The organism is Bifidobacterium sp. LH_230, assembly GCF_056357555.1.
In genome coordinates this window covers 74,876-100,178 of record NZ_JBKEWJ010000001.1, presented here as the reverse complement: position 1 = coordinate 100,178, position 25,303 = coordinate 74,876, and the positions used below count along the sequence as shown (strand labels likewise).

At 62.3% G+C, this 25,303-nt stretch carries 18 protein-coding genes; 7 read left to right on the top strand and 11 right to left on the bottom strand.

Annotated elements, in window-relative coordinates:
• Positions 1–90 precede the first annotated feature (90 nt).
• The 4 genes from thiC (at position 91) to AC1A0G_RS00355 (ending at position 6,236) form a co-directional block, all read left to right on the top strand.
• Positions 91–2,730, top strand: coding sequence for a phosphomethylpyrimidine synthase ThiC (gene thiC / locus AC1A0G_RS00370; protein ID WP_476526676.1), 2,640 nt, complete (start codon positions 91–93; stop codon positions 2,728–2,730).
• A 185-nt stretch (positions 2,731–2,915) separates the two neighbouring features.
• Complete coding sequence (gene thiD, locus AC1A0G_RS00365; protein ID WP_476526675.1) at positions 2,916–3,782, top strand: bifunctional hydroxymethylpyrimidine kinase/phosphomethylpyrimidine kinase; 867 nt, start codon at positions 2,916–2,918, stop codon at positions 3,780–3,782.
• A 358-nt stretch (positions 3,783–4,140) separates the two neighbouring features.
• Positions 4,141–4,506, top strand: a complete 366-nt coding sequence (locus tag AC1A0G_RS00360; protein WP_476526674.1) for a thiamine-binding protein — start codon at positions 4,141–4,143, stop codon at positions 4,504–4,506.
• A gap of 356 nt (positions 4,507–4,862) precedes the next feature.
• Positions 4,863–6,236: an MFS transporter gene (locus tag AC1A0G_RS00355; RefSeq protein WP_476526673.1), complete on the top strand. Its 1,374-nt coding sequence runs from the start codon at positions 4,863–4,865 to the stop codon at positions 6,234–6,236.
• 432 nt (positions 6,237–6,668) lie between these two features.
• Here the strand turns inward: AC1A0G_RS00355 and AC1A0G_RS00350 are convergent, their stop codons facing one another.
• From AC1A0G_RS00350 to AC1A0G_RS00335, 4 genes are all read right to left on the bottom strand, one after another.
• Positions 6,669–7,805 (bottom strand): hypothetical protein, encoded by a 1,137-nt coding sequence (locus tag AC1A0G_RS00350; RefSeq protein ID WP_476526672.1) that lies wholly within the window; start codon positions 7,803–7,805, stop codon positions 6,669–6,671.
• Between the two features lie 149 nt (positions 7,806–7,954).
• Complete coding sequence (locus AC1A0G_RS00345; protein ID WP_476526671.1) at positions 7,955–9,097, bottom strand: hypothetical protein; 1,143 nt, start codon at positions 9,095–9,097, stop codon at positions 7,955–7,957.
• Between the two features lie 2 nt (positions 9,098–9,099).
• Positions 9,100–9,864 carry a hypothetical protein gene (locus AC1A0G_RS00340; RefSeq protein ID WP_476526670.1) on the bottom strand — a complete coding sequence of 255 codons (765 nt, stop codon included), beginning with the start codon at positions 9,862–9,864 and terminating at the stop codon, positions 9,100–9,102.
• 105 nt (positions 9,865–9,969) lie between these two features.
• Positions 9,970–10,584: an ABC transporter ATP-binding protein gene (locus tag AC1A0G_RS00335; RefSeq protein ID WP_476526669.1), complete on the bottom strand. Its 615-nt coding sequence runs from the start codon at positions 10,582–10,584 to the stop codon at positions 9,970–9,972.
• 256 nt (positions 10,585–10,840) lie between these two features.
• On the opposite strand from AC1A0G_RS00335, the gene AC1A0G_RS00330 reads away from it, so the two are divergent.
• On the top strand, positions 10,841–11,533 hold the full coding sequence (locus tag AC1A0G_RS00330) for a response regulator (RefSeq protein ID WP_476526668.1): 693 nt from the start codon (positions 10,841–10,843) through the stop codon (positions 11,531–11,533).
• A complete protein-coding gene (locus tag AC1A0G_RS00325; RefSeq protein ID WP_476526667.1) occupies positions 11,526–13,100 on the top strand; it encodes a hypothetical protein in 1,575 nt (524 codons plus the stop codon). Before AC1A0G_RS00330 ends, AC1A0G_RS00325 begins: the two co-directional genes overlap by 8 nt.
• Before the next feature lie 12 nt (positions 13,101–13,112).
• On the opposite strand, the gene AC1A0G_RS00320 is transcribed toward AC1A0G_RS00325, so the two are convergent.
• The 3 genes from AC1A0G_RS00320 to AC1A0G_RS00310 form a co-directional block, all read right to left on the bottom strand.
• Positions 13,113–14,972 (bottom strand): type 2 periplasmic-binding domain-containing protein, encoded by a 1,860-nt coding sequence (locus AC1A0G_RS00320; RefSeq protein WP_476526666.1) that lies wholly within the window; start codon positions 14,970–14,972, stop codon positions 13,113–13,115.
• Positions 14,973–15,517: 545 nt separating this feature from the next.
• Positions 15,518–17,038: a serpin regulatory histidine kinase SerK gene (locus AC1A0G_RS00315; RefSeq protein ID WP_476526665.1), complete on the bottom strand. Its 1,521-nt coding sequence runs from the start codon at positions 17,036–17,038 to the stop codon at positions 15,518–15,520.
• Between the two features lie 219 nt (positions 17,039–17,257).
• Positions 17,258–18,070, bottom strand: a complete 813-nt coding sequence (locus tag AC1A0G_RS00310; protein WP_476526664.1) for a LuxR C-terminal-related transcriptional regulator — start codon at positions 18,068–18,070, stop codon at positions 17,258–17,260.
• Positions 18,071–18,291: 221 nt separating this feature from the next.
• Here AC1A0G_RS00310 and AC1A0G_RS00305 point away from each other — a divergent pair, with 221 nt between their 5' ends.
• On the top strand, positions 18,292–19,395 hold the full coding sequence (locus AC1A0G_RS00305) for a hypothetical protein (protein WP_476526663.1): 1,104 nt from the start codon (positions 18,292–18,294) through the stop codon (positions 19,393–19,395).
• A gap of 70 nt (positions 19,396–19,465) precedes the next feature.
• Here AC1A0G_RS00305 and AC1A0G_RS00300 read toward each other — a convergent pair whose 3' ends face one another.
• From AC1A0G_RS00300 to AC1A0G_RS00285, 4 genes are all read right to left on the bottom strand, one after another.
• Positions 19,466–21,457, bottom strand: coding sequence for a hypothetical protein (locus AC1A0G_RS00300; protein ID WP_476526662.1), 1,992 nt, complete (start codon positions 21,455–21,457; stop codon positions 19,466–19,468).
• 172 nt (positions 21,458–21,629) lie between these two features.
• Complete coding sequence (locus tag AC1A0G_RS00295; RefSeq protein ID WP_476526661.1) at positions 21,630–23,144, bottom strand: lipopolysaccharide biosynthesis protein; 1,515 nt, start codon at positions 23,142–23,144, stop codon at positions 21,630–21,632.
• A 126-nt stretch (positions 23,145–23,270) separates the two neighbouring features.
• Positions 23,271–24,254 (bottom strand): glycosyltransferase family 2 protein, encoded by a 984-nt coding sequence (locus AC1A0G_RS00290; protein ID WP_476526660.1) that lies wholly within the window; start codon positions 24,252–24,254, stop codon positions 23,271–23,273.
• Positions 24,255–24,268: 14 nt separating this feature from the next.
• On the bottom strand, positions 24,269–25,300 hold the full coding sequence (locus AC1A0G_RS00285) for a nitroreductase family protein (RefSeq protein ID WP_476526659.1): 1,032 nt from the start codon (positions 25,298–25,300) through the stop codon (positions 24,269–24,271).
• Between the last annotated feature and the right edge of the window lie 3 nt (positions 25,301–25,303).

The following is a 25,303-nucleotide window of genomic DNA, read 5'->3' as shown; positions in this document are numbered from 1 at the left end:
CAGCTCCCTCAGCCGAGGGAGCCGAGGCTCCGCCAGCATCACATCGGTACATATAAGACTTTCCTATTAATCAACCCAAAAGGAAACCACATGAACAACTATCCATTCGCATCGATGCGCGACTCGTTCGACCTGTCCGCGTATTTCGTCGTCGGCCCGCAGGACACGCACGACCGACCGGTCACCGACGTGATCGAGGAGGCGCTGCGCGGCGGCGCGACGTTCATCCAGCTGCGCGCCAAGGACGCGGACGCCAAGGAGATCACCTCGCTCGCGCAGGACATCGCGCAGATCATCGAGGACAACGACAAGTCCGATTCGGTCGCATTCGTGATCGACGACCGCGTGGATGTCGTGTGGCAGTGCCGCAACAAGGGCCTCAAGGTCGACGGCGTGCACATCGGCCAGACCGACATGGAGCCGCGCGAAGCCCGCGCGATGCTCGGCGACGACGCGATCGTCGGTCTGTCCGCCGAGACCGAAAGCCTCGTCAAGATCATCAACGAGCTGCCCGACGGCTGCATCGACTACATCGGCGCCGGCCCGCTGCACGTCTCCACGACCAAGCCCGAGGCTTCGGTCGGCGGCAACGACGGTTCCGGTCGCACGCTCGACGCGGACCAGATCAACACGATCTGCTCGGCCTGCGACTTCCCGGTCGTGGTCGGCGGCGGCGTGACCGCGGCCGACATGGACATGCTCGCGCACACCAAGGCCGCCGGCTGGTTTGCCGTCTCCGCGATCGCCGGTGCGGATGATCCGCAGGCCGCGACCCGCGCGATGGTCGAGGGATGGAAGGCCGTGCGCGGCGACGCGAAGCACGGCTACGCCAAGCGTGTGATCGCCAAGGCCGAACCGGCCGAGGGCGCGGCCGCCGAGTCCGCCGAGCCGAAGTTCACCAACGCGAAGGAAGCGAAGGAAGCGCAGAAGCTCGCCAAGCAGCAGCGCGTCGACATCGCCGCCCGCGGTTCCAAGCAGCGCGACAAGGCGCACATCCGCAAAACCAAGCCGGTGCATTTCGAGAACCAGTTCGGCTCCTACGACCTCGAGGTGCCGTACACCGAGATCAAGCTGTCCGACACGCCCGGCGTCGGCCCGAACCCGCCGTTCCACGATTACAACACTGAAGGCCCCAAGTGCGATCCGAAGGAAGGCCTGAAGCCCCTACGCCTCGACTGGATTCTCGACCGCGGCGACGTGGAGGAGTACGAGGGTCGCCGCCGCAACCTCGCGGACGACGGCAAGCGCGCCATCAAGCGCGGCAAGGCCACCAAGGAATGGCGCGGCCGCAAGCACAACCCGCTCAAGGCCAAGGACCACCCGATCACGCAGATGTGGTACGCCCGCCACGGCATCATCACCCCGGAGATGAAGTACGTGGCCGAGCGCGAGAACTGCGACGTCGAGCTGGTGCGTTCCGAGCTTGCCGCGGGCCGCGCGGTCATGCCGTGCAACATCAACCACCCGGAGGCGGAGCCGATGATCATCGGTTCCGCGTTCCTCACCAAGCTCAACGCGAACATGGGCAACTCGGCCGTCACCTCGTCCATCGACGAGGAGGTCGAGAAGCTGACGTGGGCCACCAAGTGGGGCGCGGACACCGTCATGGACCTGTCCACCGGCAATGACATCCACACCACGCGCGAGTGGATTCTGCGCAACTCCCCCGTCCCGATCGGCACCGTGCCGATGTACCAGGCGCTGGAGAAGGTCGAGGACGACGCGTCGAAGCTGAGCTGGGAGCTGTTCCGCGACACCGTGATCGAACAGTGCGAGCAGGGCGTCGACTACATGACCATCCACGCAGGCGTGCTGCTGCGCTTCGTGCCGCTGACCGCGAACCGCGTGACCGGCATCGTCTCGCGCGGCGGTTCGATCATGGCCGAATGGTGCCTGCAGCATCATCAGGAAAGCTTCCTGTACACGCACTTCGACGAACTGTGCGACATCTTCGCCAAGTACGACGTCGCGTTCTCGCTGGGCGACGGCCTGCGTCCGGGCTGCCTCGCGGACGCGAACGATCCGGCGCAGCTGGCCGAGCTGATGACGCTGGGCGAGCTGACCAAGCGCGCGTGGGCCAAGGACGTGCAGGTCATGATCGAGGGCCCGGGCCACATCCCGTTCGACACGGTGCGCATGAACATCGAGATGGAGAAGGCGATCTGCAACGGTGCGCCGTTCTACACGCTCGGACCCCTGACGACCGATACCGCTCCGGGCTACGACCACATCACGTCCGCGATCGGCGGCGTGGAGATCGCCCGCTACGGCACGGCCATGCTGTGCTACGTGACGCCGAAGGAGCATCTGGGCCTGCCGAACAAGGATGATGTCAAGCAGGGCGTGATCGCGTACAAGATCGCCTGCCACGCGGCCGACATCGCCAAGCACCACCCGCACGCGCAGGACCGCGACCTCGCGATCTCGAAGGCCCGCTTCGAGTTCCGCTGGCTCGACCAGTTCAACCTGAGCTACGATCCGGACACCGCGATCGCGTTCCACGACGACACGCTGCCGGCCGAGCCGGCGAAGATGGCGCACTTCTGCTCGATGTGCGGCCCGAAGTTCTGCTCGATGGCCATCTCGCAGAACATCCGCAAGCAGTTCGGCAACGCCGCTCAGCAGGAGCAGATCGTCAACGAGTCGGCCGAGGAGATCGCCAAGGGCATGGCCGCGATGAGCGAGAAGTTCAAGGAGCAGGGCGGCAAGCTCTACACCACCGCGGAGTGAGATCCGTCCTGACCGCTTCCTCTGCCCCGTGCCTGGGGTCTTATGGTGGAATAACTCCTCACACATGGATACCTCTGCTCCCCCTGAAGGGGGAGCTGTCAGCGAAGCTGACTGAGGGGGTGACAATGCCACCGCAATCATCCGGTGGAGCGACGCCCCGCACCACACTAATGAAAGGAACCTGCATGCCCACCACGCTTCCCGCCGTGCTTGCGATCTCCGGGTCGGATTCGTCCGGCGGGGCGGGCATGCAGGCCGATCTCAAAACCATGCTCGCCAACGGCGTGTTCGGCATGTCCGCGATCACGGCGCTCACCGCGCAGAACACGATGGGCGTCACCGCGGTCGAAAACGTGCCGGCGAGCATGGTCGCCGCGCAGATCGACGCGGTGTTCGAGGACATCCCGCCGGCGGCCATCAAAATCGGCATGGTCTCGTCGGCCGAGATCATCGAAACGATCGCCGACCGTCTCGCCGCGCATCACGCGCGCAACGTCGTGCTCGACCCGGTCATGGTCGCCACGTCCGGCGCGAAACTCATCGACGATGACGCGATCGCGGCCCTCACCGAACGGCTGTTTCCGCTGGCGACGCTGATCACGCCGAACATCCCCGAAACCGAGGAGCTGGTCGGATTGATCCAGCATCAGTCCGCCGCGCTCGACGCGGCGCAATGGTCCTCCCCCGCCGTCTCGCCGCTCGCACAGGCCGATGACACGCATGCGGCGATGGAACAGGCCGGCCGCACCGTGGCCGCCCGATACGGCTGTGCGGTGCTCGTCAAGGGCGGTCACGGCGTGACCGATGCGAACGATCTGCTGGTCGGGCCGGACGGCACCGCGACATGGTTCCCGGGAACGCGCGTCGACAATCCGAACACGCACGGCACCGGGTGCACGCTGTCGTCGGCCATCGCCGCGAACCTCGCCAAAGGCGAGCCGCTGCCCGACGCGATCCGGCACGCGAAGGAATATCTGACCGGCGCGCTCAACGCGCAGCTCGATCTCGGCCACGGTTCCGGCCCGATGGACCATGCATGGGCGAGCCGTTAAACAAGAAGCCCAGTGGGCTTCTTGTAGGCGAGCCCTGAGCAAGGCGAAAGCCGAGCGAAGGTAAAAAATCTGCCGCGCCAACGGCGCGTCCACAATTGCAGGACCGAGCCGTTAAGCAAGAAGCCCAGTGGGCTTCTTGTAGGCGAGCCCTGAGCAAGGCGAAAGCCAAGCGAAGGCAACAACCAGCCGCGCCAACGGCGCGTCCATAATCGCAGGACCGAGCCGTTAAACGCGTGCAGTTCTTGTCACTTCGACCGAGCGCAGCGAGCGGAGAAATCTTCCGAAGCTAGTTCTTCCAAAGATTTCTCCGCTCGCTGCGCTCGGTCGAAATGACCCTTGCATATAAGGAGCAATCATCATGCCCATTGACCGCAATGCCGTCAAGCAGGAGGTCCCCATCGACCCGAAGACCGGCAAGCCGTACCTCAACACGGTCGCCGCGATCCAGGTGTCCGTCTCCGGCGCCGGCTCCGAAGTCTCGCCATACGTGGCGCAGGCCATTCAGGTGATCCGCGAATCCGGCCTTCCGCAGGAGACGAACGCCCTGTTCACCGACGTCGAAGGCGATCTTGACGAGGTGCTGCACGTCGCCGGCGAGGCCGCCAAGAAGCTCGCCGAGCAAGGGTATCGTACGAGCCTCGTACTGCACATGGACATCCGCCCCGGATTCTCCGGGCAGCTGACGGAAAAGCCCAAGATCGTCGACGAGATTTTAAGCAAGTAGTCCGATAGCCGGTTCCCGGGATTTGCCGTAATCATCCCGGGAACCGCGAAACGCACAATATCAAACAATCGCACATTCATCTTCCGCGATATCCCGGGACTGTCATCGGCCAAACCGCACACGGCTGGTTCCCGGGATTGTTCGCCGCACATCCCGGGAACCGGCGTCCACTATGTGACCGTTGCCGGGCATCCGGCGCACACAAACCTAATCTATCGTCAAGGACAACGCTCGCCTACACAATAGGCGGGCGTTCCGGGTTCAAGGCCGGCTTTCAGGCACACCGCGCATCCCACACAATGGGACCGTTAGGACGCCGATTCGCCAGCCAAGATTCCCAAGTAGAGGTTTGTATCATGACTGCTGCAGAACAGCAGATTTCCGCCGCCGCGGCCACCCGCACCAGCGAGGCGACCGCGGACCCGGCACAAGTGCAGGACATCATCTCGCGCGTGGACCGCGCCCATGAAACCACGATGTTCCATCGCATCGTCGCGCTCGTCGCGGCCGGCATGCTGATGGACAGCATCGACGTGTACATCGGCTCCGCCGTCGCGTCCAGCGCGCTGGCCACCGGCTGGTCCACCGTCAAGCAGAATTCGACGTTCATGTCGGCCGGATTCCTCGGTCTGCTCATCGGCTCACTGCTGGCCGGCTTCGTCGGCGATCTCAAGGGCCGTCGCACCGCCTACCAGATCAACCTGCTGCTGTTCGGCGGTTTCACGTTCCTCGGCGCGTTCGCCCCGAACATGGCCGTGCTCTCTCTGTGCCGCTTGGGCGCGGGCCTCGGCCTCGGCGCCGAGATCGTGACCGGCTTCGCGATGGTCAACGAGTTCGCTCCGATGAACCGCCGCGGCCACTGGTGTGCGATCGTCTCGCTCGTCGCCAACTGCGGCGTGCCGATCGCCATGCTGCTGTGCGCGTTCATCATCCCGCGCTGGAGCTGGCGTCCGCTGTTCGTCGGCATCGGCGTGGTGGCCGCCGTGATCTGGTGGCTGCGTCGCGACATCCCCGAATCCCCGCGCTGGCTCGCCGTGCACGGCCGTTATGATGAGGCCGACAAGATCGTCAAGGAGATGGAGGCCAACGGTTCCGAACCGGCCTCCGCATTCGACACCGCCGCCGACGCGGCCGCACAGAACCGCAACGCGGGCGGCCGTTCGCTCGGCATCTGCCTGCTCGTGGCGATCGTGGCCGTGGGCGCGACCAACGTGTGCTCGTACGCGTTCACCTCGTGGGTGCCGACGATCCTCGTCAAGCGCGGCATCAACCTGTCCTCGTCGCTCACCACGTCCACGCTTATGATGCTCGGCGCCCCGGTCGGCTGCCTGATCGGGTCCCTGCTCATCGATCGCATCGGCCGCAAGCGCACGATCGTGCCCGCGTTCCTGTTCACCGGCGTGTTCGGCATGGCGTACGCGTTCCAGACCTCGACCGCCGGCGCGATCATCGTCGGATTCCTGCTCATGATGTGCCTGTACACGCTCATGGCGTCGGTCGTGGCCGTGTATGCGCCGGAACTGTTCGCCACCAAGGTCCGCTTCCGTTGCGTGGGCCTCGCGAACGCGATCGCCAAGCTGCTCAACGTGCTTATGCCGATGGTGGTGGGCTGGATGCTCACCGCGCTCGGCGCGACCTCGATCTTCGTGTCGATCAGCGTGATCGCCATCTTCTCGATGCTCATCGTCGGCTTCTTCGGAGCCGAAACCTCCCAGCGCTCCGTCGGCTGATCCACTCCGACTGGCTGGTTGGTTCTGTCTGCTGATCCGATCTGGTCGTTGATCCTTTCCGAACAACCAAGGCTTCATGGCCCTGCCGGCGTGATATTTCCGCTAGATCATCTTCCTTACTAGCAGAAATGTCACGCTAGCAGGGCTTTTTGCGTGATATTTCTGATAGCACCCAACGGTTACTAGCGGGAATATCACGCCAGCAGGGCTTTTTGCGTGATATTTCTGATAGTAAAAAAGGAATGCCCGCACGGATATCACGCAAAAGGTCCTGTTTGCGTGATGTTTCTGCCAACAACGGCCCCTAACTATCCAAAACATCACGCAAGCCGACGCAAATCCCTATATTCGCGTCGGCTTGCGCACAGTATCTGCGCCCTTCTCTGCGCAAACCAATGCCAGCAGGCCTATTCGCGTTGGTTTGCGCAGAGATTACCGGTTCTTGAAGTAGCGGAACAGGGAGCGCTCGCGGATGCATGCGCCGGCGAGCATCGCGCCCAGCATCACCCCGCCGTACACGGCGAGCGGCGTGCGTGCCACGCCCAATGCCACCATCACGACGGAATCATTCGCCCATCGCAACGCGATCACGGCCGCCACGCACCCCGCCGCAACCGAGCCAACGCCCGCCCACACGCCGGTCTCCAATCCCAGCACCGCCAGCATGTCGGCCTTGCGCTGCCCGCAATGCAACGCTCCCGCGTATTCAAGCCGCCGCCGGCGCACGCTGATCACCCCGATCAGCGCCCCGACCATCACGCCCACCACCGGCATCCACCGCGTCACCCGTTGCCGGTACCGGCTCAGCGCGTCATAGTCCCGCCCGTAATTCGCATTGATCGCACGCGTGGCGGCCACGGCGCCCAGATCGGCGGCCGAGTCCACATTATCGAGCACCAGCGTGGAGAACAGCAGCGATTCGGTCTGCGACGACGCCGGCCATTGCCTTGCCCAACATTCGTCGAACATGCCCGACTCGCTCACCGGTTCGATGATCGAATAGGCGAACCTCGTGTCCCGCCCGTCGTTGGGCCAGTCGAACACGCCGGCGACGCGCATCGTGCCGGCATCGGTCGGCAACTCGCTGCCGGCGAGCGCTCCCAGCGTCTCGGCGAGTTCGGACGGCAGCCAGATGCCGGAGACGTCCGCTCGTCGCGCGGATGACGTGGCAGTATCACTGCCGGAAATACTGCCGCCAGCGATACTGCCGGCGATCAGCGTGATCATGCCGGGCGAGACCTGATATCGGGTCAACGATTTGCCGGGCGCGGCGAGCGGCGTGACCGCGGTGCCGTCGCGCATGGCTCCTGCCGCATATGGACCGTTGCGCAATGTGGCCAGCGCATCGCATGCTGCGCCGTCGATGTTGTTTGCCCCGGTGATGTTGACGCCGTCGGCCAGCGAGCCGATGCGGGCCGCCGCGTCACGCTCCTGCCCGAGTATCGTGACCAGATCGTATCCGGCGCCAAGCAGCGAGCACAGCATGACGGCCAGCATGAATACGACGGCCCGGCTGGTGCCGGCGGCGATGTTCCGCCAGCTTTCCGAGATCAGGATACGCAGTCGCATCACACACCTCCCCGCGTTCATCTGGCACATCCACAGGCCACTACTGGCCTAATGTGATGGGTCCTGACGCTCCCTCAGTCGGCTTTGCCGACAGCTCCCTCAACCGAGGGAGCCAAGAATAAAAAGTCAGTGTAAACCCGACAACAGTGCTACTCACCGCATCGTTTTCCGGCGATCGCCGAACCGATGTCCACGCTTGTCGGGAATGTCGCCGAAGCAACCTCGCCATCCTTGCTCCCGGCGAGCGTCACCAGACTCACGCCCAGCTCAGAGCCGACGACCGACACGCGGATCGACCGTCCGCCCGAGGCGACGCACCCGTTCATCCCGTCGAGTCCGAATACCGCGCCGGCCGGCACCCGCAGCACGTCGATCGGCTTGTCGAGACTCAACGTGCCCGTCAGCGGCTGCACGCCGGACGCGCCGGAACCGTCACCGCCCACCGCCGTGGCGTTGCCGATCTGCTGCCGGTACTGGTCGCTGGCCTGAATCCGGTCGAGCGCCTCGCGGTCGTCGATGCCGGTCTTGCCGGCCGGCAACGTCACGGTCACGCCGGCGACGGACAATGCCCGGTCCTGATCCGCGGCCGCAACGCCGCTCATGTCGAGTCTCGTCAACGTTCCCGATATCGTGCCGACTGTCGCGCCCGGCGTCACGGTGCCGCCGCGTCGGGGCTGCCATCCGCTGACCGTGTCCGACTGGTCCGGCAGCCACAGCACGTTGCGCAAGGCGAGGGTCTTGCCGTCATAGTCGCCCGCGAGGCCGGCGTTGGCCATCATCGTCTGTACGGCCATCTGCGTGCTCCACGAGTATTGCGTGGATTCGGCGTCGCCGCCATGCTGGGAGAACAGTCCGAGCCGGCCGAGTTCGCGGTTGAGCGCCTGCACGTCCGCGCCGGTCATGTCAAGCGCGAGATCGCGGTACAACGGCATGTCGGTGTGCAATGCGACGACCGGATTGTCGTCCACGCGCATGACCGCGGTGCCGCTGTCGAGTTTGCCGCCCGTGAACATGGTTGCGGTGATGGTGCCGGCCGCCTGCGTGGTCAACTGTTGCGATTCGCTGATCACCGGCGTGAGCGAGACCTGCCGGCTGCCGGAATACCGTTGCGTGGCTACGGTGACCGTGGTCACTTCGCCGGGATTCGACAGGATGGCCGGTTCGCGGTCGGGCAGCAGCAGTGCGCATGCGGTCGCGGTCAGTGCGACGGACAGCGTGACCGCAAGCACCAGACAGGCGACTCCGATGTGGATTGAAGGATGCTCTCTATGGCGTGATATCAGGCGCAACATGATTACCACAATTCCTCTTGCGGGCTGTTTTCAGGCAATACGGTGATATTGTTCGCAATCAGGCAGGAGGGAATCCGCGCATTGTAGATGTCGGCTTTCATCTCGCTCTTATCTCTCACACCGTACAAATCGTGTTTAAGATCATCCAAGGAATAATCGTTGGGAACATAATCGTTACGGAGCATGCAATCCAGTGCACCTTCATACTGGTTTTTGAACAGATTGGGGTTGCCTTGCTGAACCTTATACAGTCCGTCTAGATATCCGGTATTCAGGATGCCGCATTCCATCATGTCCTTTTGATAGGTTCGTTCCTTCGGATTTCCCTGCTCGAAACGATGGCCCGCTTCCATGTATACGCCATTCGTTTGTTTGAGAAGAATGATCTGTTTATATCCACGGTCCAACATGCATTGTTTATAATTCGCCCAGATGCTTTCATAATCGGCGGCGGACATCGAACCGTCCTGTTTAGCTCGGTCCAAAATCTGCAGCTTACGTTCCTTGTATTCGCCAGTGGGATCAAGCTGCTGCAATTCACCGTCATTGTTGACATTATCGATGGTCTGGCTAATAAATTCATCAAATGACGACGCTATTTTCTGTCCTCGATCACGCGCGAATAGTTGATCAATATGTTCGGACGAAGCATCGTTCGTACCTGTACCGGTCGTGATATTTCCTGCAGTATCACATCCGGCAATGCCAACAAGTACCACTAAGAGGAGCACGCAACTCCATACTCTGCGTTCTGCCATGTGCTTCATCGCAATCACCGTCCTTGTGAGATGTTGCTTATACGGTAGACGCGTCCTGTCCGACTTGTACGCGAGATAAGGCGGGTGATAGACGAATGTCTATCACCTCGTCATTCAGGACAACGGCGCATACTGTTCCAGATCGAGCACGCGCTGGCATGCGTCGCGCGTCTGCTCGTTGTGCGTGGCCACGACCACGATCATGCCTTGCCCAGCGAGCGCGCCAAGCACATGGCTCACCCCGTTGGCGGTGCGCGTGTCCAGTTGCGCGGTCGGCTCGTCGACGAGCAGCATGTCGGGATGCGAGCATACGGCACGGGCCAGCATGAGCCGCTGCGCCTCGCCGCCGGACAGCGCGAAGAACGGACGGTCGGCCACGTCGTGCAGATCGAACATGGCCATCACCTCCGATGCCTCGCGTTCGGCGGCGCTGCGCAGCATGCCTTTCGCCAGTAGAGGGAATGTCACGTGGTCCAGTGCGGTTCGTTCTGGCACGCCGTACGGGTTCTGGAACACCCAACCGGTACGGGCCACGCCGACACGTTCCACGGTGCCGGCCATCGGTTCCACCCATCCGGCGAGAATCGACAGCAACGTGGACTTGCCACAGCCCGAAGGCCCGCACACCGCCATCGTCTCCCCCGCCGCGATCCGGAAACTCACATGCTCGAACAGCACGTCCGTCCCGTTGAACCGGTGCCCCACATCGCGCACATCCACGTAACACATGGCTTCACGATATCCGGTCGCCGCTTCGCGTGCGCCCTGTACTGCCGGTCGATAGACGAACGTCTATTGGCTGATATAGTCCTTCTCAATCCTTGTACTGATACGATTCAGTTGGTAGAATCATTGGAAGATCGATCTGCCGGATTGAACGCGATTGGCGTTTCACCCCCTCAGTCAGCGTTGCTGACAGCTCCCCCTTCAGGGGGAGCAAAGAATAAGGGGATGGCAGATCACGGCGAATGGCAAGGGGGCGCTGATGGAGGGGACACGGCCGACGGTGGCGATCGTGGACAATGACCGGTTCACGCGGCAGGCGTTGCGGCAGATCATCGAACAGGACGGGCACTATCCGGTGATCTGGGACCGCTCGGACGCGGATGTCGCGCAGCGACTGGCGTTGCAGCCCGATACCCGGCCGGACGTGCTGCTGCTCGACATGTCGCTGACCGATACGACCGGTGTCGAGGTGTGCCGTGCGATCCGACGGAAACTGGCCGACATCCGCATTCTCGGCATCACTGCGTTCCCGCCGTCGCAGTACGCGGCCGATCTTGCGGCCGCCGGCGCGCAGGGACTCGTAACCAAGGACGCGAACGCCGAACTGCTCGCCGGCATCCGCGCTGTGGCCGCCAATCAGACTTACTGCCCGGCCGTACCGACCGTGCGGTTCCGCACGCCGGCCGAAGCGTTCCGTGCCGCGCACGACGATACGGCAGCGAACGCATCCACCGGCGACGGAGCCGATTCCCGACTGACCGAGCGCGAGGAGGCCGTATTGCGCAGCTACGCCCGCACCGGCTCGTACAAGGCGACCGCGAAAGCGCTCGGCATGAGCGATTCGACGGCCCGCAACACGATGGCCCACGCCAAGGCCAAGCTCGGCGCGGTCAGCACCGCGGCCGCGATCATCGCATGGCAGGAACGCGCAAGGAGCATCGATCATGCCTAAGCATCGCGCGACGGCTCCGCAACGCCGTCCATTCGCACCGTTCGATCCGCACAATCGGTCCGGTGCGAGACACCACGACGATCACGATGCCGCACCGCACGCATCATCTCCCGCAGATTCCTCATCGGCACCCGATACCGCGGCATCATCGGCCGAATCAGCATCCCAGCAACAGTCAAGCGATCCCCTGCCCCGCCGTATCGCGGCTTATCTGCGCCGCAACATCGTCCGCATGACGGTCAGCGCCGGCATCGCGATCTGGCTGTTCTCGCTGTTCGCCAGCAACTGGCCGTCCATGATCGGCTCCAACGTGCCGTTGCAGTGGGCGTACACGCTGCTCGCCTCGTTCATCGCGCTCGGCGCGGCACTGCCCATCGCCGGCGGCGTGCTCGTGACCGCATTGTGCGCCGCGTCCGTGGCGGTGTTCTGGAAGAACGGCATGTCACCGTTCATCTCGTACGTGATGACCTGGCCGATCGCTTGGTCGATGGGATTGCTGGCGAAGCGGGCCAAGCCGGCGGTGTCGGTGCCGTGCGTCGTCATCGTCTGCCTGTCGTATATCATTCCGCGCCGCCACTATCTGCTGGATGCGGGGCTGATGTTTCCGGATTACGACTGCGTGGTCATGTGTCTGGCCGCCTATGCGGCCGGATATGCGCTGCGGCTGAACGAGCGACTGCGGCGGCAGGCGCAGACGGAACGCGAGGTGACGCAGCTGCGCGCCGATTCGCAGGCGTTGCGGCATATGCGGCACGATGCCGCGCTGCAGCGCATGATCCATGATACGGTGACCGGCGAGCTGACGTACATCGCGTTGATCACCCGGCCGTCGTATCGGCCAGACAGCCCGGCCGAATCCGCCGCGACAGCCGAACCAGCGCATGATTCGGCATCGTCCGCGACCGCAGCCACACCGTCCGATCCGCGTATCCCGATCATCCACGAGCACGTCATGGCCGCGCTGACCGCCACGCGTCAGGCCATCGAACTGTTGGCGTCCAATCAGTCGGCAACATCCAGCCAGTCGACCACGCCGGCCGGTATTGTCCAACAGACGATTGCCCTATCCGATGCATCCTCAGATGATCAGCATGGCCGGTCCGTCCGCAACGCGTCGCCGGATTCGCTCGCGCGGTTCACGCAACGGCATGATCGTGATCTGCATGCGCTCGGTTTCCGCGGCGAGACGACCATCATCCACACCGGCTTTCCACCGCACGCCGACGCTGACACCGGCACCGCTGCCGGCATCGACACTGCCGCCGATACCGCGACCGACGGCATGCTCTACGACACCCTGCGCGCGCTGCTGGGCGAACTGTACGCGAATATCGCGGCGCACGGCCAGTCAGACGGCGGCTGGTATGCGATGACCGTCGCCGTCGGCGGCCATGAGCTGCGCGTGCGCTGCGAAAACGACATCGCGCCGCAACGCGGAATGGATGCAGCGCTCAGCTCCGGCACCGGACTGGATCGGCAGCGGGCCGCCGTGGAGCAACGCGGCGGCTCACTGGACACGTTCAGCGATCACGGCGTCTTCAGCGTCTTCGTGGAACTGCCTTGCTGAACCATCTACCTGTTACGGCAACGTCTGATCGCGCTTGGCGTAGGTGTCGTACTGCCGCTGCAGGATGCCCGTGGTGTCGGTATTCGTGGCCGGCAGCGGTTCAGAGTCCGCCTCGTCCCCGGTCGCGTGCTCGTAGAGCACCGTCGCCACGTATGCGTTGTCGTCGGCGCTCGCATAGGCCGTGGCATCAAGGAAATCCTGCGTTCGGAAATTGAACCCCAACGGCATGAGATCATCGTCGCCGACGTTGCGGTACAGTTCCCGATACTGCGCGTCGGCCTTGCGATGCAGATCGCGGTGCGACTCGCCGTTGACGACCGTGCCCGGCCGAATCCAGCCGGCGAACCCGTAGCCGTATCCGTTCGACTCGCCGTCGTGCACCGTGACCTCGTAATGGTCGCCGGCCCGGGTGATGTCGACGTTGCGATCGCCGTAATATTGCGCCAGCGACACGTCCTCGCGGAACATCGCGTCCACGGCCTTCAACGCCTGATCGCGTTTGCGCGTGTCGGCCCGCACCGACACGCCGGTCAAGTTGAACCGCGCGCGCCCGGTGCGATCCCACGTCGCCTTGGTTCCGGTCTTCTCGGCCGGCACCGCAATCGCCTCATACTGGTCGGCGTTGGCGCCGAACGCCGACGCGTCCGCGGCGAACGCCACGCCCACGGTCGGCGTATCGCCGGACAACAGCCGGTAGTACGCCGCATCAGTCAGACCGACCGGCTCATCATCGGCAATCGTCTGGACGGAATCGGCACGCCGACTGGCCCCACCTATCCGGATCAAGTCAGCCGACGTCCGTACCGAGTCAGCCGACCGGTCATCATCGGCAACGTCGCGCGCGGAGCCGACGGCCGCGCTCCCGGCCGAGCGCAACGCGATGCCGTCCACCGACCCGCCAGACTGCACCTGTTCGGCCATCTGATCATTGCGCTGCTTGCGCATGTACGTCGCCAGGAACGAGTTCTTCGTGATCAGCCCCTCGTCCGACAAGTCGGCCAGATACGCGGCCACGCGACGCAGGTTGTCGGAATCGACGTAACTGCTCACCGTGCCGTCATGCACGGCGTATCCCTGCCGCCCGGGGTACTCGTTCAGCTGGGTGACGATGCCGGTCGAGTTGAGCAGCAGCTGCCAACCGTCCGGCCGCGCGGTCAGCGGATCGTCATCCTGCGTAGAATCCGCGACGGTCGGCCGGATCGCGAACGGCGTCTCGTCGGCCTTGCCGTTGCCGTTCGGATCGCGGTCGCGGAACACGACGAGCACCGCCTTCAGTTCGTTCCACGTCGTCGGCACCGCTAGGCCGAGCCGGTCGAGCCACGTGCGGTTGATGAACATGTACGCTGCGGCACCGTCGAAGTCTTCGCCGGAGTCGCCGGGAATCGACAGGATATCGCCGTTCTCCTCCTGCGCGGCCACGAACGCGGCCGGCACCGTGCGGAAGTACTCACTCACGTTCGGCATGTCGGCGAGATATTCGCGCAGGTTCAGATAGTTGCCGGCTCCTTGCGTGATCGTCGAATACCGGTCGGTGATGCCATCGAAGCTGACGAACACGTCCGGCTTGTTGACGCCGGGCAGGATGTCGGGCGAATAGCTGTCCATGTGGTAGGCGTATTGGCTTTCCTTGGTGCCGGGCGTCACGTCATGCCATTCGATCTCGCAGCCGCAGGCTTCCGCGATGGTTGTCGCCCATGCGCTGCCGGCCGCGTTCTGCTGGCTCGCGCTATGTTTGACCGCGATGACCAGCGGCCTGTTGGCGGCGAAGATGCGGCCGCGGTTCATCCACACCACGCCCGCCACGATGACGGCGAGCGCCACGGTCGCCGCGATGATGCTCTTGAATCCGAGTCTGCCCGTGTCTCGCTCCATGATCCGCTCCTTTGCTGGTTTCCGGCCGGGCTGTCCGGCGGCCCGATCGAATATCGGTCCGCCGCCCGGCCCATGTACCCTCACCATACGAACAGCGGACTGGGCAGGAACCGCCACGCGCCGCCCTCATAGACGAATATCTATAGGCAAACACCTCTCTCTGCATCAGCAGATTCCTCTCTTCTTTGATAAGCAGATATTCTCTCCTCCTCTGACCGTCTCCCGCCTATTCCCTATAGCGTGATGTTTCCGCTAGTGCCAGCCCTCTCCTAGCAAAATCATCACGCCAGTAGGGCCTTCCGCGTGATATTTCCGCTAGCACTTTGCCGCTGCTCGCCCATTTGTCACGCCAGAGACCCCTTTTGCGTGACATTTTTGCTAGTAAGAACCCTGCCTAGCGAAAACATCATGCAAAGAAGGCTTTTTGCGTGATGATCCTGCCAGTAAGAACCCCTGCTAGCGGGAATATCACGCCAGCTGAGGGGGTATCCCCGACCCCCGTAAGCGTATCGAGCTGGTAGCCGTCTGCGCTTGGGCTCAGCGGCCTAAGCCGTTAGCCCGGTCAATGGCCAAGTCAATGGGATGGTTGCGCTGAGGGTCCATTCGGCGGTGTGGCGGTCGATGCGCAGCGCGCCGCCGCGCTCGGCTATGCGGGCGCGGTAGCGTTGCAGACCGGTGCCGGCGGACAGTTGCCGTGCGTGTTGCGCGCCGTCCAGCGCTGTGTCCACGAGCGCGATCTGCACGGCGTCGCGGCCGATGCCGATCGTAAGCACGTAGCCGCCGGCGGGGTCGGCATGTTTGGCGATGTTGCCGTAGAGTTCCTCGAGCAAGCCCGCGATCAGTGCGTCCGGTTCGGCGCTATCGTTCGCATTCGTGACGATCGTCTGACCGTCGAATCCGAGTTCCGCAAGCCGATGATCGCCGGCATGCGCAATCGTACGCAGTTGTGCGGCGAGCGGGCAGTCGTCACGTTCGGCGTTCGGTTTGACGACGGATGATCCGGCGGATACAGACGAGCGCCACGCATGACGGCTCATGGACGACGTTGCCAAACCGAGATCATCGGATGGTCGTCTGTCGGCCGGCGATGCCGATGCCGGAGACACGGTGGCTCCGGCATCGGCATCCGATCGTCCGCCCGCCGCCGACGCCCGATGCTCGTCATCCCGTCCCTCGATCACGCCGATGACCTGATGCGTGCGGTCGAGCGCGCCGGCCGCCACGTCGCGCAATTCGCGCAGCTCCTCGACGCCGGGCGACTTGCCGTCGGCGATATCCTTGTCCAATCGCAGGATCAAGTAGGCGAGATCGTTCGACACGTAGTCGTGGATGTCCTGCGCGGCGCGGGCGCGTTGACGGCGGTACGCGAGTTCCATGCGCTCGCTGTGCCGCTCGTGGTTCCAGCGTGCCGCCATGCCGCCGAGCAGGAATCCCGCGAACAACACGGCGACCGGAGCGATGCCGGACATGGCGACGGTGCCGAGCAGGACGTGACTGTTTGGTTCGGCTGGCTTGTTCGACGGATTGGCGGTATCGTCCGGCGACGATGTATCTGTTTGATGTGATTGATCCGACTGATCGGACTGATCCGATTCGTTCGATTGGCTGTCCGCCGATGACGACGAGTCCGGCACGCTGCTTGTCGACGATCCGGTTCCGGTGGTCCACGCCGGCAGATCAACGCCGCCTTGGGTGAAGATCCAGACCGACAGTGCGATGATGGTGACGGCCACCGCCGCGCGACGACAGGCATAACCGAGGATGCCGATAGCGATCAGTACGCACAGCAGCATGGCCGACGGCATGGCGACCGAGGCGACGCTGAGCGCCGACCACAGCACCGTGACCGCGCAAGCGCCCGTCACCGGCCGGAACGCCATGAGTATCGTCGCCGCCACGACCGCGAACACGCACGCCGCGTCCACAGCCGGTATCGTGCCGGAGGTCACGGCTCCCAAGGTTTCGCCGGCGCAGACCAGCGCCACGACCAGCACCGCGGTTAGCAGCCAAGCGTTGCCCGCCCGCCGATCGGCGTCGTCCAACCGTTCCAGCCACGTATCAATCATCCGTCACCTCGCTTTCACATATATGTCATTTCGACCGAGCGAAGCGAGCGGAGCAATCTTTCCAGCGCGACAACGACAAGAAAGATTTCTCGACTCGGCTTCGCCTCGCTCGAAATGACACATTCATGGGGTTAGCTTCGCTCGAAATGACACATCCGTAAGGTTATCCTCGCTTGGAACGGCACGTTCATCTGGCATCCTCTCGAAATGACGGAAGCATCAGAACACGTGCCGTCGCACGCAGATCGAAATCGCGTGGGCGCGGCTTCGCGCGCCGAGTTTGGCGAGCGCACGCCGTTCGAATGTGGCGACCGTGGGCGTGCCGACGCCGAGCCGGTCCGCGATTTCGCGCGTGGTCAACCCGTCCGCGTACAGCCGCAGCACGTCCCGTTCCTTGGGCGATAGCGCCCCGCGGCCGGCGTCGTAGGACGCGTCCTCCAGCAAGGTGTGCGCTTCGGCCGCATCGAGGAATCTCATCCCGGCATGAGTCGCGCTCCCATCAGGCACGGCCCGCGTACCCGATCCGGCGTCGTCCGGCGCAACAGCACCAGCCACCGCGCTCGCGTCACCGGGAACGGTTCGCGCCGTCTCATAGTCGTCGCCGTTCGTCGCCAGCCCTTGCGCCGCACGGCGTATCGCCACGGCCATGCCGGCGAGATCGGTTTTGCCGACGAGCGCCTGCATGCCGCAGCGCACCGCCTCATCACGAAACGAATCGACCGCATACGAGGTCACGCCGACCACGCCCACATCCGCGCGTTTGACGCGGATCGCACGGCAGACCTCGATGCCGGGCACGTCGTTCATCGACATGTCGGTCACGAGCACGTCCGGCCGTTGTGTGCGGCTCAGGCATCGACTGATCGCGACCGCGCCGAGCTCGCACGTCCAGACCACGTCGAACCGCGCGTCCATGCGCGCGATCATCGTCGACAGCACGGCCACCGCGTACGGATCGTTGTCGACGATACCGATGTGAATACGCGCGTTTGCATTGTCAGCAGCAACCGAATCACCAAGTCTCCCGCCCATGCGCACCTCCCTGCCATCTTGCGCGTCCGCGCAGCCACTTCGTCGCACCGCGTCATACGGACTATGACATCCATCATTCCACCGATCGCGTCTGTTCCATACTGGAATCACCACAACACGCCGAGCGAACGGACGGTCATCGTACCGATCAGCCGATACATGACCGCCGATACACGCTCCGGCTTGGACGGTCGTCTCAACCGGCCGGAAAGGAGGCCATCATGACCTCGGTACACATCGGTCCCTCCCCACAAGGCCCGAACATGACTCCCGACGACGGCACCGACCGTCGCACGCCGCATCTTTTCACGCATAGTTTCACACGCCGTTTCACTCGGCAGTGCACATGGAACCGCGCCCACTGGATCGGCATCGTCGCCCTTGCGGTCCTCCTGCTGCTGATCTCGTATTCCCGCCTCGCCACGTTCCTGCCCGAACTCAACGGCCGGCCGATTCCAGACGGTTTCACATGGGTGCCCGTCATGACGGCAGGCTATTGGCCGGTCGGATTGGGCGTCGCGAACCTCGTCCTCGGTTCGATCCGATCCGGCTCGCTCTCGTTCCCGCTGGTCAGCGCGCTGATGGGACCGCTAGGCTTCGGCTGGGCGCATCTGCGCATGCTCGGCTACGTCGAATACTACCGTTGGGGCGACTGGCTGACGCTGATGCGCGAGCACGGCGGCGAACTGGCCGTGCAGACGTTGGGCGGTTGCGCGATACTGCTGCTCGCGTACGCCGCGGTGGCGTTCTGCTGCTTCGCGATCGGCCGGTACGGGCTGCGCCGGCTGTTCATCGCCCCGTCCGAGACGAGCGCGAGCGGCCGGATGGTCGCGTGGGCGCGGCGTGACGCGGTACGGTTCGGCTGCTGGCTGACACTGGCGATCACCTATGGATTGGTGCTTACGTTCTCGCTGGTACGCGGCGAACTGGCGATGGCCGGCGCGTTGATGATCAATTTCGTGGTGCCGCCGGTGCTGCTGGTGGCGTGCGGCGCGTACGCGACCCGCGACGCGGCGATATCGGCCGGCCGACATGGCAACGGTCTGCCCGATTGGCTGCGTTCGCTGACGTTCCCGGCGATCGGTACGTTGATCGGCGCGGCGACGACGTTCGTGCTGGCTGCGCCGTATCAGGACGAATGCCCGATCAACGGCGTATGCACGCCGATCGGCGGCAACTGGCTGATCGATTGGACCGCACTGGTCGATACAGTGCCGTCGTTCCTCGTGCTGTATCTCGTCGCCGGCTATCTCGGCTACGGCGTGGTGCTGATCGTGCGGCTGATCGTCCGAGGCGTGCGCAGCCATGCCAAATCGGCTCGGTAGCGGCTATATAAACGATGGGCGGGGAAGAACGTGACGTACGTCTTCCCCGCCCATTCATTACCGCTTCGGATCACTGACCGTCGGACGGAGTGGTGGTGTCGGACTGGCCGCCGGTGTCGCCGTCGTTGCTGGTGTTCCCGTTGGTGTCACCGGAATCGTTGGAATCATTCGAGTTGCCGTTGTCGCCACCTTGGTTGTTCTGGTCGCTGCCGTTATTGTTATTGCTCCCGTTATTGCCGTTGTTGCCGTTATTGGCGCTATTATTCCCGCCGTTGGTATTGCCGGAATCACTGTTGCTGCCGCCATTATTACCGCTGTTGTCGGTGCTACCGGAGTTCCCGTTATTCGTCGTGTTCCCGGCCCCGGTGTTGCCCGTATTGTTGTTGTTCGCCGTACCGGTATTGTTGCTCTGCGGCGTGATCGGCATCGTATCCTGAGTGCCGTTGTTCTGCAGCACTTGCGCATTGTATGCGGTCAGCGCCTCGGCGGACGCGTTCACATCGTCGCTCGCCGTCTGCAGCGCCTTGAGCGCATCCTGCAACGATTGCATGTTCGGCTTGTCCTCCTTCAGAAGCCCGTTCGCCGTGTCAAGCGCGGTCTGCAACGCGTCGCGGGTGCTCTCATCCATCACCGCGCCGGCCGTGTTGTCGAGCAGCGTCTGCGCGTCAGCCACAGCGGTCTCCAGATCCTTCTTGGCCTTGTCGCGGTCCGCGTCGGTCTTCTTGGTCTGGCTGGCGGTCACCGCATCCGCCGCCTTGGTAAGCGAACTGGCCAGCTTGGTCGCGGAATCGGCGGCGTCGTTGGCGGCGGCCGTCTGCGTGGTCAGCACGCTTACGGTGGCGTTCGTGCCACATTCGTCGACCGCGTCCAGTGCCTTGGCGTCCTTGACCGCGCTCGCGAGGGTCGTGACGGTCGCCGCGTCGGCGACCTGGCTCTTGGTGATCTTCTGTGCGCTGGCAGTCTTGCTGAGCGCGGACTGCAGCGCGTCCGCCGCATCCTGGTACTTCTGGTATGCGGCCTGGCATGCCACGAGCTTCTGCGCCTGGGTCTGGCCGGCCTGATGATTGTTCCACGCGAACGCCCCGCCGGCGGACAGCGCCACCACGGCGGCGACCGCCACGATGCCGCCGATCACGAACTTGGCGTTGAACGGCTTGCCAGCGACGGAGGCCGTTGCATTGGCATTCGCGGGTGCGCTCGCATCGGCACCTGCACCGTTGAGCGACGGGATCGCGGCGATCGGTCCGGTCTGCGAGATCTCGGAGAAATCCTCCAGCGAGTCGACCGGAATCGTCGGGCCGCCGACCACGGTCGGAGCCTCGCCGGCCGCGTCCGAAGATACGGGATTCAGCGGCAGCGATTCGGGGATGGGCGGGTTGGGCACCGGCGGAACCGGGGGCATGAGCTGGGTCTGGCCGTCCTCGACGGCATCCTGTGCATCGGCCGAAGCGACGGCTGCAGCATCACCGGCGTCGTGCCGCGGCTCGCCGTCATGCCGGCCAATGCCGGGCAACGCGTCACTTGCGTTCCACGTTCCCGAAACCGGCGGAATCGTGATCGTGGGTATATCAGTGGACGGTTCACGGTCGAGCGGCATGGTGATCGTCGGCGCGTCCGCAAGCACCGGATCACCGGCATTCGCCGCGGAAGTCGATGCCACGACGGAACCGTTCGACGTCGATGCCCGGCCGGACGACGCCGTACGCGCGGACGGCTGCGGCACGGCAGCGGTCGCCGTGGAATTGGCCGCCGGTAACGATTCCCCGTCGGACTCATCATCAGCAGAATCAGCATCGTCCGACTGACCTGCGGGGATGATGACCGGCGCGTCATCGCCGGACGACAGGCCACCGATCAGTCCGGGTTCAGAATCGGACTCAATGGAGGGGAAGCTCAGATCGATCGGCACGGTCTTCCCAAGCGCATCGGACGACAGATCAGCCAGATCGGCCAGACCGTCCAGTCGCCCATCGGAAGGATCGTCGTTCAATCCCGCCGCCGATCCGGCCCGCAGATCGGCATCCAAACCGTTCTCTCCCGGCTTCCACTCATCATCCAGCACATCGACCCCTTACCGTCGCACACGTCGGACACTCCTAACCACATCATAATAGGGGGCCTTGCTGATAAGCGGTGCACTCATGGGTGGGGGATGGACGTGCAAGCATGGAACATACAGCTCTCTGTCTGTTGATCTGATGATGCTTACAAGTAGGTAAAGTCCAAGGAAGCAGTTATTTATGCGACATCCGTCGGAAGACCTTGTCCCGAATGGCGTCTCGCTCCTGACTGTTAATGATAAACAGCCAAGTCGCCGCCGCATAGACTATGCAATACAGCAGACCGAACGCCAACAAACTCACCAAATCGGGCAGTATGATCATATGGACGGCAAACCAGCACAATGCAATCACCATGACGCTGGTAATGATCGTCGGCATCATGGTTCTCCAGAAATACCTCATATCCAGACCGATCTGGTAGTGGTAGTACCAGTTCATGAACAGTCCTGTGCCAAGCAGAATGCTCACCGCATATCCCCATGCAGTAGCCCAGTATCCGATTGTTGGAATGAACAGGACACTGATGGCGATATCGATTATGGCCGCAAGAATATACATGAGGCTACGCGCCTTGTGCCGGTTCTTCGCCCGCTGTATTTCGATGCCGGTGGTCTGCGCCAAGGGAATCATAACCGGCAAAGTCATTACCAGGCACAGCCAATAGGCATCCGAATTGGCATCGCCCGCCCAGATTCTCACGAAATTCTGACCAACGACCACGAATCCTCCATAAATGAACCAAAACAGGATCATCTGGTAACGGCCTACCCGCGTCATAAGTTCAGTGAGTTCGCCATTGTCATCATGCTCGGCAACGATTCTGTTGATCTGGGGAACGAACACATTCGACATGGTGGTGCTCATCGAGAAGAAGATGTTCCTGATCTGCAAGGCGATGGCGAACGTGGCGACCACGCCGGAACTGGCCATAGCGCCCAACAGGAAATTAGGCACGTTATTGTTTACGATGTCGACGATCTGATTCAGAAAAATCCAAAAACTAAACGCGGCAATCGCCTTGAACATGCTCCACTGCAATCCGGTGAAAGTGAATCTCATGCTGAGGGAAAACACCGCATATCGAATATTAAGGAACAACAGCACCAAGCTGACGGCGAGCTGCGCGCAAGCCACACCCACGGCGCCCATCCCCGCATACAGGAGCAGGATCGCGAGCAACGGCATCGCCAATGTGGTGAACAACTGTCTGGTTTGCTGGAACGTGAACCGTTCATGCGCCACGACATATGAATCGAATGGAGTGGACATCAACTGCGCGGAAACATTTATGCTCATGATCAGCAACAGTCCGCGTGCCAGCCCCACCTCGCGGTCGGTCAGGCCTCCGGAAAACAGAGCATGCACATTTACGACCAGCAGCAGCCCGCCAATAAGACACGCACATGCGACGACGATATAGACCAGCAAGAATATGCCATTCAGCCGAAGAACACCTTGCTCATTCCCTTGTGCCCGTTCTCTCATATAGAAGCGCACATAGCTGCCATAGAAACCGGCGCTCAGCAAGGCCAAAGCGAAAACCACCGAATTGGTCATCTGGAACACGCCGTAATCACCCTGTCCCAAAAAATGCAGGAGCAAAGGCACATACAGCAAATTCACCAGATTTTTCGCAAACACATTCACATATCCAAGAACCGCACCAGCCCTACGCTGCGAAACCATATAGATACTCCTCTCGTATATTCACGCGTGGTTAGAGCACGATCTCAGGATCGCGATACCGTTCACGACCGCAATCCAGCGTATTCGCTGTCACGATCGCCAGTAGAGACGCACGCGCATCCCGATTCACCATCGTGTCGCTCGTTTCGCTACGATACGTTTGATCAGAACGATGCCGCGCATCAATATGCGTGTCATCCATACATTCCCACTGCGTACCAGAGCGGCAATGATTTGGTTACGCCTGCCGATGCCCCGCACTCTCCGCGCACAATCGAGCACAACCGGGTCCGTGAGAATCGTACGGGCGATCACGCCTCGCTTCATCTTGACTGCCGTCCGTTCATCGGAGTAAAGCAGCGACAGCATGATCCACACGTTGGCAATCAGACGGTTCTCATGTATGTTGAGATACGCCGGATTCCAAGATCTGACGATAGGCAGCAGCATCGCGTACACGGCAGTGCGATCATGCAGCAGACGCGCATCATACGTGCTCATGGCACTGCCGGAACGTATCGAATACCGATACAGTGGTCTGTCCAGCGACACAACGCGTTCGGCAGAAGCATACAGAGGGAAGTTGAACGCCGAATCCTCTCCGGCAATGACGCCTTCCGAGAACCGACTGCCGACTTCACGCACGAACGCGGTCAGCAACAACTTGTTCCACGGAGGGCACACGTATTCCGCATGACTGAGCTGAATAAAATGTTCCGTGAATTCAGATGCCGTCGTCGCCACGAACGCCACCCCCGGCTGCGGCACGGAGTCCAACACCATGCCGTCTTCACACTGATGGTCGTCCGTGTTAGCGTAGAACACGATCTGCGCATCATGACGTTGCGCCGCATCCATACCGGCATTACGCACGGCGGATACGCCGGCGTTTGCGCGATGCAATACGACAACGCGCGAATCTCGTTGCGCCCGCTCATCGCATTTTACCGGCGATCCGTCCGACGAACCGTCGTTAACGAGAATGATCTCCAGATTCCGATACGTCTGGTCGACGATGCTGCCCATGCACCGGTCTAACCATCGTTCGCCCTGATACACCGGCACGTCCACACTGATCAGCGGATAAGTCCGATGGTTGTCCGTGTCCAAGTTCGCGTCTCCGTTCATGCTATCACTGTGGTGATGTCAGCAGCCTTGAACCGCTGCGAACGGCAGGTCTTCGATTCGAGCAGAAAGTGACCGACAGCGATGTACATGACGAGGAATTCGCCGTCAGGGATATGCAGCAGTTTACGGGTCGCATTATCCCGCTTGGCAGGAAGCATGGTGTTGAGCGGGCATGCAGCCAATCCTGCTTCCTCCAACGCCAACAACAATGACATGCCAAACAAGCCTCCATCCACAAATCCTTCATTGCGTTCGTCCTGGCTCATGAACGCACGGTTGTCGGCGGTGATAAGCACGAGCGCCGGCGGCATGGCATAGCCACGATAACCACCCTGCAGGGGCATGGCTTTTGCGATCACACTAGGGTTGGTGATGACATGCACACGGGTTGGCTGTCGATTGCATACGGACGGCGTGCGCATGGCGACATCGATGCATCGCATGATCTCATCTGCCGACACCGGCTCATCAGCAAATTCACGCAGCGAATGACGGCTTTCGGACAGCTCACGGAACGTTCGGGATGCATTGTCGACCTTATCGGAGGCCTTGATGACCATAATACCGCCATGTGTACCGTCCGCTTCTCCGATCTCGTCCCAGATGGCAGGATCGAACAGCTTACTGGCATACGCAAGATCCTTGTTCGCGTTCTCATGTCGAACTCGGTATTCATGCAATGTGTCAAGTGCCGATATCCACACAGGATTGGACTGCACATTGGCATCCATATCCTTCAGTTGTTTGAGCAACGGAGCGAATTGGGCCAGCACTGTTTTGCCGAATCCATACCGGAAATGCTCATGGCTCAGACCCTTTTCGATTTGATGGGTGAAGAAGATGAGGCGGCTCTCCACTTGTGTTTTTCCGGTGGTTCCACGCCGCGCATAACTGCGCCGGAATCGTCGCATCTGACGTATCGTCTCATGATACAGTTTCAGATCGGATTCGACTCCGCGCAGCCATGCGATGGCCGGTTCTGGAGTCAGCTGTTTCAGCATGTTTTTCATCATCATCTCCTTCGTCATCCG

Bases quoted from the DNA above. Each gene is read 5' to 3' on its own strand.
- AC1A0G_RS00285 (WP_476526659.1), bottom strand. From the start codon at position 25,300: ATGACGAAGGAGATGATGATGAAAAACATGCTGAAACAGCTGACTCCA.
- AC1A0G_RS00330 (WP_476526668.1), top strand. From the start codon at position 10,841: ATGGAGGGGACACGGCCGACGGTGGCGATCGTGGACAATGACCGGTTC.
- AC1A0G_RS00355 (WP_476526673.1), top strand. From the start codon at position 4,863: ATGACTGCTGCAGAACAGCAGATTTCCGCCGCCGCGGCCACCCGCACC.
- AC1A0G_RS00340 (WP_476526670.1), bottom strand. From the start codon at position 9,864: ATGAAGCACATGGCAGAACGCAGAGTATGGAGTTGCGTGCTCCTCTTA.
- AC1A0G_RS00310 (WP_476526664.1), bottom strand. From the start codon at position 18,070: ATGGGCGGGAGACTTGGTGATTCGGTTGCTGCTGACAATGCAAACGCG.
- AC1A0G_RS00295 (WP_476526661.1), bottom strand. From the start codon at position 23,144: ATGGTTTCGCAGCGTAGGGCTGGTGCGGTTCTTGGATATGTGAATGTG.
- AC1A0G_RS00325 (WP_476526667.1), top strand. From the start codon at position 11,526: ATGCCTAAGCATCGCGCGACGGCTCCGCAACGCCGTCCATTCGCACCG.
- AC1A0G_RS00345 (WP_476526671.1), bottom strand. From the start codon at position 9,097: ATGTTGCGCCTGATATCACGCCATAGAGAGCATCCTTCAATCCACATC.
- AC1A0G_RS00350 (WP_476526672.1), bottom strand. From the start codon at position 7,805: ATGCGACTGCGTATCCTGATCTCGGAAAGCTGGCGGAACATCGCCGCC.
- thiC (WP_476526676.1), top strand. From the start codon at position 91: ATGAACAACTATCCATTCGCATCGATGCGCGACTCGTTCGACCTGTCC.
- AC1A0G_RS00315 (WP_476526665.1), bottom strand. From the start codon at position 17,038: ATGATTGATACGTGGCTGGAACGGTTGGACGACGCCGATCGGCGGGCG.
- AC1A0G_RS00360 (WP_476526674.1), top strand. From the start codon at position 4,141: ATGCCCATTGACCGCAATGCCGTCAAGCAGGAGGTCCCCATCGACCCG.
- thiD (WP_476526675.1), top strand. From the start codon at position 2,916: ATGCCCACCACGCTTCCCGCCGTGCTTGCGATCTCCGGGTCGGATTCG.
- AC1A0G_RS00335 (WP_476526669.1), bottom strand. From the start codon at position 10,584: ATGTGTTACGTGGATGTGCGCGATGTGGGGCACCGGTTCAACGGGACG.
- AC1A0G_RS00305 (WP_476526663.1), top strand. From the start codon at position 18,292: ATGACCTCGGTACACATCGGTCCCTCCCCACAAGGCCCGAACATGACT.
- AC1A0G_RS00320 (WP_476526666.1), bottom strand. From the start codon at position 14,972: ATGGAGCGAGACACGGGCAGACTCGGATTCAAGAGCATCATCGCGGCG.